This is a genomic window from Staphylococcus agnetis, assembly GCF_002901865.1.
Lineage (GTDB): Bacteria > Bacillota > Bacilli > Staphylococcales > Staphylococcaceae > Staphylococcus > Staphylococcus agnetis.
Genome location: NZ_PPQF01000073.1, coordinates 1 through 12365, shown reverse-complemented (window position 1 = coordinate 12365; position 12365 = coordinate 1). Strand labels below are relative to the sequence as shown.

Sequence of the window (12365 nt, the reverse complement as noted above, 5' to 3'; positions counted from 1 at the left end):
GGATTTTTTAGTATAACTTTTGTTGCCCACCCGCATAGCAGGTGGTTTATTGTTTCGCACGTTTTACGTGCTCAACTGACTGAAGTCATTAATCAAAACGGCTCTAAATTCAAATGAATTTGAGCCGTTTTTTTATTTTATTGGTGGCGGGTCATAAACTTCAATGAATCTTTTTGTTGTCATGCTTCGCGATGCGTGAAACATGTCGTCAATATGAAAATCATCAACACAATAACCATCTTCTAATACAACGAAGCGCTCAACGCACTGTGATAAAAAAGCAAGGTCATGTGAGATGATTACGAGCGTTTTGCCCGTGTCGTTATGATATTTGTTCAAATGCTTTATCATATCTTGTTCAACTAATACATCGACATTCGCAGTGATTTCATCACAAACAATTAAATCGGGTTCAACAATCATTGTGCGTATCATATTCAGGCGTTGTAATTGTCCCCCACTCACCTCATAAGGATACCGTCTCATAATATCCGACGATAATCCAAATTGCTGAATATAATGCATACATCGTTCATGAACACTGCTTTGTCGCGTTGGTGCTAAAATATGTGTTTCTTCTAAAGAATCACCAAGTGTTCGTTTCGCATTAAAGGCCAATGACGCTTGTTGAAAAATCGGCAAGCGTATTTGAAGGTCATGGTGAATAACGCCTTCCGTCGGTCTTTGTATGCCAATAAGCAGGTCTCCTAAAGACGTTTTGCCCGAGCCACTCTCACCGATAATGCCAATTTTTTCACCATCTTTAATCGTTAAATTGATGTGACGTAAACGCCATTGCGCTGTATCACCTAAAGAAACATTTTTAAGTTGAATCACCGAACTTGCCCCCTTTGAATCGCGTGACGGTATTGGAACAATTGTGAGACTAGTGGATGTTCGTGTGCACGATTAAATGTTTTATACGGTCCCGAAGCCACGATTTTACCTTGATCGATAATATACAGATCATCACACAACTGTGCGACATGCGCCAAATCATGTGTGATGATGACTAGCGTAACATCATGCTTTTCAACTAAATGTTGAAGTAATTGAATGATCCGTGCGCCACTTACTACGTCTAACGAAGCTGTGGGCTCATCTGCAATAATCATTTCAGGTTCTAACATCATGACACTTGCGATTGCTAGACGCTGTAATTGCCCACCAGACAACATAAATCGATAGCGTTTTTTTAAATTTAATTCACCTAAACCTACCCACTCCAATGCTTGTTGTATTTTACGTTGTGCGTCAATTTTTGAACTAGGTTTATGGTAGCGATAGAGTTGCTCTAATTGTTTATCTAGCGTGGTGTGATCGTTAAATGTATATAAATAATCTTGACTTACATAACCGATATGCTTACCTAACAATGATTTCAAATCTGTCATATCCGTTGTATGATATTGGAACGCCACATGCTCAATATGCATCGATGATGGTAATTGATGAAATAAGGATTTCGTAAATAATGTTTTACCTGAGCCACTTGGACCTATTAATGCGGTCACACGGTTTTGACGTACAATGAAGTCAGAGATGTCGAGATAACGTTTGGCGTTTTGTGTGACGATAAGTTGTTTAACTTTCAAATGAATCGCAGTCACTTTAATGTCGCTCCCTTTCAAAATAATCTCTTAAAGCATCACCTGTAAGTTGGAAAAGCAGTATCGTTACAGTGATACATAATGCTGGTGCCAATATCATTAGTGGTTTTGATGTCATATAATCTCTACCAGCATTTAACATTGCTCCCCATTCAGGTGTTGGCGGTTGCGCACCAAGCCCAAGAAATGACAGCGCCGAAATGTATAACATGATCTTCCCAAAATCAACAATGGCAATAACGAGCATTGATGAAAAGATGTGTGGACACATATGCTGGGTGAGAATTTTCCAATGCGGTACTTGTAATAATTGTGCCATTTGTACATACTGCGCACGATTTAAACCGGCCACGATTTGACGGGTCAATCGTGTATACATCATCCATCTTAATAACGCCATCGCGATGACTAAATTCCAAATATTAGGTGTTAAAAAACTCGCCATCGCAATCATTAAAATAAATTCTGGTATTCCTAAACCAATATCGACGATGCGCATAACTAACGTATCCACTTTACCACCCAAATAACCTGAAATCAGACCTAAAGGCACACCGATACATACACTCAACATCAGTGTGAGTAAACTAACAATTAACGTTTGACGTGCTCCAATAACGATTCTTGTAAAAAGATCTCGTCCATAATCATCTGTACCTAGTAAATGCGACACACTCATCGGTTCAAAAATATGATTAAGTTGCACGTCATATGCCGTTTTCGGATCCACTAGAAACTGCGCAATCACAATGGCGCTGACATAGCCCAATAAAATCCATACTATTTTAGGTATTGCATGTCGCATTACATCCCCTCCTTATGCATAACGTCTATATGATGTTTTGAGGTTTTAACATGCGATTGACGTCGTTTTGGATCTAATTTTGAAACGACATAGTCACCAGCGGTATTACTGAACACTACAACGACACCTAAACATAATACAATGCCTTGAATTACAGGATAGTCGTGCGCGCGAATGCTCTCCATCAAAAATTGTCCTAAACCTGGGATGCCAAAAATATTTTCAATGACCACTGTGCCACCTATGAGGCTCCCCATTGATAATGCAAGCATCGTTATGACTGGGATTAATGTGGGTTTGAGAACGACATGCACTAAAATAAACCATTCGGACACGCCTTTAAAACGCGCCATTTCAACTTCTCTACTTTGGTATAGCGACAATAGAGTTATTCTAATTAACCGCACGTAATAAGCACACATACTTACACTCAATGCCGTCACGGGTAAAATCAAATGCAATGGTGATGAAAATCCTGCAATAGGTAACCATTGTAGGCGAACCGCAAATACATATAATAGTAAAATCGCTAAGAAAAACGAGGGAACACTGACCGCTATCGACGTCCCTATACGTATCGTATAGTCCAACGTCCGTTGATGATGCCAAGCAGCAGCAATCCCAAGTGGTAGAGATATACATAACACGACAAAAATTGTAAGTAGCGCTAATAGTATTGTCGGTGGTGCATATTGTAAAATCGCTGACATGACATCTGCACCCGTTTGGTAACTGCGTCCAAAATCAAATCGCACAATATGACCTAACCATGAGCGGTACTGGAGTAGAAACGGTTGATTTAAGCCGTGTGCGCGTTGCATATGATCTAATTGTGTTTGAGATACATGAACGTCATTTGCATATAATTGTTGACTAATAGGATCACCAGGCGTGATTTTCATTAGAATAAATGTGATTGTAGATAGCACCCATAAAATCAGAACCATATGTATGAGGCGATGGCGTAACAATTTATTTATCATGATCGATGGCCACCTTTTCATCAATAAGTACAATGTCGTTCGGCGTTGTTTTCAAATGATGTACATGCGCACTTAAAGCATGAATCGTATCATTGTATGAAATATAGCTATTTGGCACTGCAAGTTTTGATTTTTGAATAATTTCATTCGATAATTGATTTCTTTCTCGATGGTGTACCGTATGGTTCAATTGATGTATTAATGTCGCAATTTCACCATTATGATAACCGCCTTTATTAATGCCCCCTTGTTTTAAATAGGCTTGATTAAAGAAGTAACCGGTATCTCCCCGAGGATATGTCGCTATACTATAAAGCGAGGCATCCCATTGTTGTTTATGACTGAGAAAACTTTCAATATCATCTACTTGGCGTAAATGAATATGAATATGTGCTTTTCGAGCATCAGATTGTAGTACTTGTGCAATTTTTGAAAGTTCAGGTCGCCCATCATAAGTCATCAGGTTAATGTCAAGCGGATGTGCATTGCTATAACCGGCGCGTGCCATTATGTGACGTGCAGCTTCAATATTTTGTTTTGGGCTTTCTTTATGTGAAATAAAATCCAAATGTGAATTAAACGGACCGTTAGCCGGCGTGGCATAACCATGTGATATTGCCTTAACAATGCCGTCTCGATTTATCACCTTATCTATGGCCTGTCGTACAGAGTATGTCATTTTAGCACTCTCATGGTTATAGAGCACCATTTGAGTCCGATAGCCACTCACATGTTGCACGCGTATAGCTTTATTTGTTTTTAAACGATCGACATTCGTCGCAGGCACATCTGTAATGACATCCGTTGCCCCTGCTTCTAAATGATTCACCCTTGTGAGTCCATCTTCTTGATAAGTCACGCGAATACCTTTAAGTTTTGGCTTACCGTTCCAATAATGGCGATTCGGCTTTAGCGTCATCCCTTTTGATGGAGTATATGAAGTAATCTCATAAGGCCCTGTCCCAATCGGGTGTTGCGCAACATTCTCAGTTGCCTCCGTGTCATAAATTGCAGAAAATGGACTTGCCAATTCAGAAATTAATTGTGGATAAGGTTCTGACGTTGTAATCGTTAATGACTGCCCGTCCGAGGAAATATGTTTCACAGGCAATGTTGATTTTAATAAGTCTCCTTTGGCTAGTGCTTGTTCTAAACTATGCTTAACTTTTTCTCCAGTTAAACGTACGCCATTTTGGAAATATATGTGAGATTTTAAAGTGAGTTTAAGCGTATGTGGTGTCACTTGTTGATAATGTTTGACTAAATGAGGTTGAATGGTGCCATTATCTGTGACTTTAAAAAGCGTTTCAGTCGCCCCCATTTTGACCGATGCATCGGATTCATAAGGTGCGATATGGGTTGTTTTAAGTGGAAGTTCTACATCTAAAATATCGTCTTCCGCTTTTGACTGCATGCCACATCCTGCTACTAAAACAGGACATAAACACGCAACCAAAAACTTCTGTTTACCAATCATATGTCGTGCCTTCTTTCGTTTAGCTAGGTTAAAGTTAAAAATAAGATTTAAAACACAACAAATATTATATCACAATAATATTTATGTGTTTAAATCATTACTAAACTAATTACAAAAGAGACATATCATCTTTACAATCACTTCTCAATGCTATCTAAAAATAACTTTGCTTGGCGATTAATTGTTTTAAAATCAATCCCTTGTTGTTGTGCCGCAAATACACATCCGCAATAACATTGACGGAAAATATCATACTCTTGACACATTGTTATCGAACGTTCATAACCTTTGTTTTTCTTGAAATCGCTCGGTAAATAAAACACATCATACAATTTTTGAACTTCAAGTCCAATGCCATTAATTAATTGGGCATTCTTTTTAGGTGACAACGTAATTGCACTACCAAAATAGTCGTAGTCATAGTCTACCGCTGCTTGCGCCACCATATCTAAACGCATCTCAAAACAAGCGGAACATCGTGTGCCACCCTCTGGTGCATCCGTGACACCTTTGTCTTTTGCCATTTTCATAAATTCATGTGGTTTATAAGGGGCTTCGATATATTTCACATTTGCGCCTGTACGCTCATTAAAATCGTGTACGAATTGCTCTTGCACTTTCGCACGACGTAAATATTCATTTTTAGGATGAATATTCGGATTCGCAAAATATATCGCTATATCTGCATATTGTGTTAAAAATTCTAACGTATACGTACTACAAGGTGCACAACAACTATGTAGTAAAATTTTAGGTCTTACTCCTTCACGTTCCCAATTTTGAATCATTTTTCGTAATACTTTATCATAATTTATTTTTTGATTTTTCATTTTGTCTAAAATTTCATTTGCTTCTATCATCGCTGACTCCCTTTCTTTATCTATGCCGTATTACTTATTAGTTTAACATTATTCATGAAGAATGAAATGTAAATCTTTCTAAAGGAATGGTGATATAGAGTAGAGACCATACTTATTCTGGAATGCATTAAAAGGTATCTCTGTTACGAATCATTTTTATCGTTACACGCAAATGACTACATTTTTTTGAATCACTATCCTTAATTTGTGCTATAATATAGTTCGGCTCGTAAATGAGGTGAATTATTTGAGCTTTTATGATTACATGCAAGATTTCTTAGAAGATGATACGCCCTTAGGTGATTTGGCACGGCATATACATGCACACGCTGAGTTCCCTGAAGGACTTCATACGTCTGATGAGATTTTAGCGTGCTTTCGAGAAGCTCAGCGGTATGATCAATTGAATTATGCCGATCTCAAGCGAGCAATTGCATTATATATGCAGTTCGGATCCTTAAAATAGGATCGTATCATTCATTCTAATGAATGACCAACGGGAGTCTCATTATGAGGCTCCTTTTTATATAAACTGAGGTTGAACTTCTTCTGAAATTTAAAACATTGCTATAAATATGGATTTATCATTTTAAAATCGCATGACATTCTAATAAGAGATTAACCTCTTACGAATTGGGGTATTATTCGCTATACTATAATTAATGAAAAGGCTGATTGAAGGAGGCTACCACGATCATGAAAAAAATTGTATCTGCCATCGTCATTTTGTTGCTTATTGTCGCTTTAGTCGCAGTTTCGATAAAAGCATTTACACATGAATCACGTACAGATGACAGTGCACAAAAGCAAGAACAACAAAAGAAACATGATAAAAAGGAACCATCAACTGAAGATAAATCTACTGAAGAAGCAACATCAGAACAATACTTTGAGCAACCGACGCAAGAATATCACACGACGCAACAACCAACCTACCAACCCCCTGTACAACCGACACCAGAACCACGAAAGCCAAAAGAACCATCAACTGAACAAAAACCTAAGAAAGCACCTACTCAAGAAAAACCATCAACCTCAGAACCGTCACAACAACCTGCATCATCTGAACAACCAAAACCACAACCACCTCAAACAACACAGCCTGCACCAAAACCAAATAATAACACACCAAATGCCAACCACAAACAACCTTAAACAAAAAGCAGTAGCGATTTTAGGCGCTACTGCTTTTTTCAATCTTTTAAATTATCTTAGTGTCAATTGATATTTTATAAGGAAGATTTAAACAATTTAGATTGCCCTCGTTTTTCGATGCGTCTTAAGTATGGGCGACGTACCCATGGATATATGATAAAAGCCACCATAAAAATAATTAATCCGTATAAACCAAGCCAAGCTGTTTCAGTTATTAATACATCATACACTACCCCGCCGACCGCTTCTCTTAAAATTTTAAAACTATGATAAAACGGTAAATACGGTTGAATGTGTTGTACGAATAATGGTGACACGTTGATAGGAAACAATCCATCCGTGCCCACAAATTGAAATGCGAGGAGCAATACCGTCATCATTTTACCAACCTTGCCAAACAAGGTCACGATGGAATAAATCATTAACATATACATCAATCCAATGTACATCGTCATCCCAATAAATAATAAATGACTTTGCATTGAGATATTCAAAATACCTATCAACGCAACTAAAATGGCTACAAATTGCATACAAGTAATGAAGGTATATATACCTAGTCTCCCAAGAAAATGGTGTCTTGACGTTAATGTTTCCGATGTCATGTCGTAAGCATGGCGTGTTGGAATGATTAAAATTGTGAGCACTATGCCAAGCCATAATCCTAAAGACGTCACAAAAGGCGTGATACCACTTTGAAAGTTTTCCACTGAGAATTGACTTTGACGGTCAATATGAATAGGATTGGATGCGACACCCGCTTGCTTTTTCAAATCCGTGCGCATCAATTTAACAATATGTTCAAGCGTATTATCTTTATCTAACGTTTCAAACGTTTTGTTAGCCTCAGCGACCTCATTTTCAACAGAAGGCAAATCTCTTTCCAGTGATTGTGCCAGTTGATGTAACGCCTCTCGCGCACCTGGTTCATTATTTTCTAATCCTGCTCTCACCGTATCATATTGATTGAATAATGGCGGTAACGCTTCATTCAACTGTCCCGTTATAACGGATATATCGTTATCCTGACCACTCAGTACAGGTCCATACGTTGCAAGATTTTGTTGATGCACTTGATTTAAATTTTGTGTTGCTGCCATCGCTTCATTTTTATATTGATCAGCCTGTTGCAATGTCGCTGTATGTTGCTCTAAGCTGTTCAATTGTTGATCTAATGTTATCATCGATTGTTTGAACTGTTCAATTTTAGGCAATGTCTCATTTGCAATAGCAATACTATCTCGAATTTTTTGATACGACGGTAATTGATCTTCAAGGTGAATCCCCTGTTGATTAGCTTCATCTAACAATACTTTCATCACGGAACGATTAAAAGAGGCATCCGCTTGTTTAATAGCTTCACCCATTGCCGCATCAGTGAGTCTAGGTGTAATCGCATTAACTTTTTCATTGACGTGATAGGTTACCGTAGTTTGTTTCGGTTTTTGACGTATAATGCCCGTAACATCCTTTGAAAAGGTTTGAGGTATGTATAAAACAGCAACATAATCGCCTTGTTTTAGTGCTTTATCCGCAGTTTGACGGTCTACAAACTGCCAATCCCACTTGTGTTGTGTTTTCAATTGTTGTTCTACTTCTTTACTAATATTAACTTTGCGCTTTTGAATTTGTGTGCCTTGGTCTTCATTGACCACCCCTATTTTCATATGTTGGGTCTGTTGAAATGGGTCTTTATTGGCACTCAAGTCATACCATACGAATAAAGCTGGTAACAACGTTAATATCATCACAACGAGCCAAGCGAAAGGACTTTTTATAAGTTGTTTCACATCCATCTCAAACACATCGATGGGTTTTTTCATAATTTCACCTCAAAATGAAAAAGTCTTTATTAATCTATTATAATCATGTAAAATTTAAAATGTATATATTTGAAATTTCTAAACTTTAAAAATTCATTAATTTTTTGTAAAAAGTCTTTATGCCCCACCGTTTTACGTGTAAATTTTTATTAGTCGGCAAAGCCAAACGTATTATGATCAAGGAAGGAGCACTTAAGTGAAAAGACATTATGTAGTTCGAACACTCATCGCGACGACGCTTGTCGCGCCCTCTTTCACACCTGTCGCTCATGCGACTTCAGACAATCATACTACTGAAGATGCACGCAATACGCCATCCGAAACGCGTACTCACAATCATACAACTTCAACTGAAGGAATGGATGCATTTTTCAAAAAATATGGTGACAATGAACAAAATTCGTCTCATAAAGAGGCGCCTCAAACTGATCACCAAAAAGAGAACCCACAACTCCCTTCAAAAGATGATTTAACATCATCACGTGACCACGCACCACAACAAGCGTCTGATAAAGCGACAAAACCAACACGTCAAACAACACTATTTCAAACACAACCTGAAGGCAACAAAACGCAACTGCGTGTCATAGAAGACCCGGAAACACGTGCATTCATTAACAAAATCGCACCACATGCACATCACATCGCTAAAAATGAAGGCATTTATGCATCAGTGATGATTGCGCAAGCTGTGCTCGAATCCGATTCTGGACGCAGTGATTTATCTAAAGCGCCCAATCATAATTTATTCGGAATGAAAGGGCAATATCAAGGCGCATCTGTACCGTTTCAAACACTAGAATCAGATGGCAAACACATGTATCAAATTACTGCAGATTTCCGAAAATATCCGAGCGATAAAGAATCGTTAAATGATTATGCTTCATTAATTAAAAAAGGTATTGATGGTAATCCTACAATATATAAAAATGTATGGAAAAGTCAAAGCAATAACTACAAAAAAGCCGCACAAGGATTAGTTGGCACTTATGCAACAGATCCAGACTATGATCAAAAATTAATTCATTTAATTGAAACGTACGACCTTGAACGCTATGACAATCCAGAATTAGCAAGCCCACTTTCGGAAGGTACTGTACAAAAACCTGCTACTCTGCGAAATGTAAATTTCCAACCTTTTAAAGTTGCAGGAGGTAAAGCAAACTACCCGCAAGGACAATGTACATGGTACGTTTATCACCGAATGGCGCAATATAATGCGCATATCGCAAGTGATATGGGTAATGCCAGTGATTGGAGCTATAACGCTTTAACTAAAGGTTACAAAGTGACTGACACGCCTCAACCACATAATGCTGTGGTATTCCAACCAAATCAATTTGGTGCAGATCGCTATTATGGTCATGTCGCTTTTGTTGAAAAAGTGAATGACGATGGATCAATTGTTATTTCTGAAACAAATGTCAAAGGTTTAGGCGTGATTTCCTACCGCACACTTGATGCGCATACTGTTAAACAACTCGATTTCATTACAGGCCAATCTCAATAAACGCTATTATTCTAACGCTATAGGATTAAAATAAGGAGCCCGGTTCATCGTACCAGGCCCCTTATTTTTATGTGTGTGAGGTCATTCATTTTATTACGTTATTTCGGAAAGGTAGTCGTAACCACCATTTTATTGGCTATAAGTGAATACATCGTATCTTTATGATACTGTTGATATAGCGTAGACATATCTTGTACTTTCGCACCTTTTAAGAAATCTTTATACGAAGATGCATTTTGTGTACCACCAATCACAACTTGCGAATTACTTACGCCTACAATTGTAGCAAAGTTCCCTTTTGCAGGTAACACTTGATAAAAGACCATATCTTTCGGTGCACCTGGCATCAATTCAATGTTGTTTACCTTTTTAGGTTGTTTCACCAACGTGATTTTGTTTAATGGATACACATGCTTTTCACCACTCATCCATGTCACCGTAAATTTACCTTTTTGAATGTCATTTCGAGTAAAGGTATATTGATCATAGCCTTGAATATAATATGCTAAAGCAACTTTTTGTTGTTGACTCAGTTGCACATTTGCCTCTGCCGTTGTCACTTGGGACGGTGTTTCTGAAGATGGTGTTGTTGTTGCATCTATGGAAGGTGCCATTAATCCTAAAGTCATCGTGCTAGCAATAACAAGTGGTACCGTACATTTGTAATAGTTTCTCATCATTTTCGCACTCCTTATTCAACCTCACACGTTATATTTATATATACCCTATTTAAACAATTTAAAAATAATATATAGATTGATAATTTTAACAAATAACTTTATCTGCATCATACTGTATCGAAGGGCTAGCTTGCTGCTTCAAATGTCTGACCATATATTTTATTGATAAACACCACTATCAACACTGCCATTGCAATTGCACAACCTGCAAACGTAAGTAAAAATGACAACGGCAATAAATACCCAAATAATACATATGATAATGGAACGAGTGCACTAGAGAGACTTTGATTGACTGAAAATACACGCGACTTAAATGCTTCATCTACCGTATTTTGTAAAAGAATTTGATACGGAATATTTCCGAGTGTAACTGAAAAACCTAATAATAACTGCCCTATAATGACAACGCTATAAACTATCATTGATGATGCGCCTAAAACGTTAATTATGATATACAGTAGCAGTATCAATTGTTGTAATAGAAGTGCGTACAAAAAACTACGTCTCAAATGCTTTTTGAGGGGAACAACTGAAAATAAAAGTGCACTCAGTATTAATGCGACCCCTAGTGTACCTTCAGCTACACCTAAATGCTTGGCACTCAGTGAGAGTTTTTGAACAATCAATATCGGTACACCTACGATAAGAACATTCATAATAAAATTCAGAAAAACGGCAATGATTAACAAATATTTCACTTCTGTCATTTGATGTAGATACTGTACCCCTGCTTTAAAATCTCCCCAAAACGTTTGTCTTTCAGTTTGCGTTTGTCCATGTTTAAACGTTAAAAAGAAAATAAATATAAGCGCTACACTTTCAGTTACAATATTCATGAATGCAACTTGTTGTATATTTAAAAATGAAATTAAAATACCACCAATGATGGGTGAAGCGAGTATTGAAGCGGATTGAATCAATTGCCTTAAGGAGATGACACGTTCTAAATAATCGCCTGTAATCCATTTTAAATTAGAGGTAACAATCGTTTTAACGATAACATCTACGACAACAAGTACCATCATTAAAAGAAAGATAACTTGATAATGCCCCTTATAAAATAATGTAAAACTTGTTAAAGCGAGAATACTGCCAATTTGACCGATAAATAAGATGGTTTTATTGCGATGTCGTCCAATGACATTCCCAATCAATGGCATCGCAATCGTATTAACAATTGCCAATAATGCGAGATACATTCCAAATATCGAACCCGATCCCGTTTGTTGTAATATGTAAAAACTGCATGTAAATGTGAAAATACCTGACCCCAATGTTGACAACGTATCAAAACATAATATATAGAGTGATTTTTTCATGTTGTCCCCCTTTATTTTATATTTTATACAAAGTCAGAATATTTTGAAAGTATTATTGGGAATGATATTAAAAAATGGCAGACGATTTATTTTTTTGGCGTTTATTAACATAATAAAAAACCTCCAACATTCATTTTAAA

General features: G+C 37.3%; 12 protein-coding genes. 3 read left to right on the top strand and 9 right to left on the bottom strand.

Annotated elements, in window-relative coordinates:
- Positions 1-132 precede the first annotated feature (132 nt).
- From CD172_RS10375 to CD172_RS10350, 6 genes are all read right to left on the bottom strand, one after another.
- On the bottom strand, positions 133-837 hold the full coding sequence (locus CD172_RS10375; protein WP_103346302.1) for an ATP-binding cassette domain-containing protein: 705 nt from the start codon (positions 835-837) through the stop codon (positions 133-135).
- Entirely contained in the window at positions 834-1610 is a 777-nt protein-coding gene (locus tag CD172_RS10370; protein WP_157951759.1) for an ATP-binding cassette domain-containing protein, read from the bottom strand. Before CD172_RS10370 ends, CD172_RS10375 begins: the two co-directional genes overlap by 4 nt.
- Position 1611: 1 nt before the next feature.
- Positions 1612-2415, bottom strand: a complete 804-nt coding sequence (nikC, locus tag CD172_RS10365; RefSeq protein WP_103346301.1) for a nickel transporter permease — start codon at positions 2413-2415, stop codon at positions 1612-1614.
- A complete protein-coding gene (gene nikB / locus CD172_RS10360) occupies positions 2415-3398 on the bottom strand; it encodes a nickel ABC transporter permease (protein WP_103346300.1) in 984 nt (327 codons plus the stop codon). The genes nikC and nikB overlap by 1 nt, the downstream gene beginning before the upstream one ends.
- Positions 3388-4875 carry an ABC transporter substrate-binding protein gene (locus tag CD172_RS10355; RefSeq protein WP_103346299.1) on the bottom strand — a complete coding sequence of 496 codons (1488 nt, stop codon included), beginning with the start codon at positions 4873-4875 and terminating at the stop codon, positions 3388-3390. The genes nikB and CD172_RS10355 overlap by 11 nt, the downstream gene beginning before the upstream one ends.
- A 137-nt stretch (positions 4876-5012) precedes the next feature.
- Complete coding sequence (locus tag CD172_RS10350; protein ID WP_103346298.1) at positions 5013-5735, bottom strand: epoxyqueuosine reductase QueH; 723 nt, start codon at positions 5733-5735, stop codon at positions 5013-5015.
- 247 nt (positions 5736-5982) lie between these two features.
- On the opposite strand from CD172_RS10350, the gene CD172_RS10345 reads away from it, so the two are divergent.
- Together CD172_RS10345 and CD172_RS10340 are read left to right on the top strand one after the other, a co-directional pair.
- Positions 5983-6201, top strand: coding sequence for a YozE family protein (locus CD172_RS10345; protein WP_060551844.1), 219 nt, complete (start codon positions 5983-5985; stop codon positions 6199-6201).
- Between the two features lie 230 nt (positions 6202-6431).
- A complete protein-coding gene (locus tag CD172_RS10340) occupies positions 6432-6890 on the top strand; it encodes a hypothetical protein (protein WP_085622773.1) in 459 nt (152 codons plus the stop codon).
- A gap of 74 nt (positions 6891-6964) precedes the next feature.
- Here the strand turns inward: CD172_RS10340 and CD172_RS10335 are convergent, their stop codons facing one another.
- The gene (locus tag CD172_RS10335; RefSeq protein ID WP_103346297.1) at positions 6965-8713 is read right to left on the bottom strand and encodes a YhgE/Pip domain-containing protein; all 1749 of its coding nucleotides are present in this window, start codon (positions 8711-8713) and stop codon (positions 6965-6967) included.
- A 196-nt stretch (positions 8714-8909) separates the two neighbouring features.
- Between CD172_RS10335 and CD172_RS10330 the strand changes: the two genes are divergently transcribed.
- Positions 8910-10223, top strand: a complete 1314-nt coding sequence (locus tag CD172_RS10330; protein ID WP_234022036.1) for a glucosaminidase domain-containing protein — start codon at positions 8910-8912, stop codon at positions 10221-10223.
- Positions 10224-10321: 98 nt separating this feature from the next.
- Here CD172_RS10330 and CD172_RS10325 read toward each other — a convergent pair whose 3' ends face one another.
- Entirely contained in the window at positions 10322-10903 is a 582-nt protein-coding gene (locus CD172_RS10325) for a hypothetical protein (protein WP_103346296.1), read from the bottom strand.
- A gap of 125 nt (positions 10904-11028) precedes the next feature.
- Positions 11029-12225 (bottom strand): MFS transporter, encoded by a 1197-nt coding sequence (locus CD172_RS10320; protein WP_103346295.1) that lies wholly within the window; start codon positions 12223-12225, stop codon positions 11029-11031.
- Positions 12226-12365: the final 140 nt, after the last annotated feature.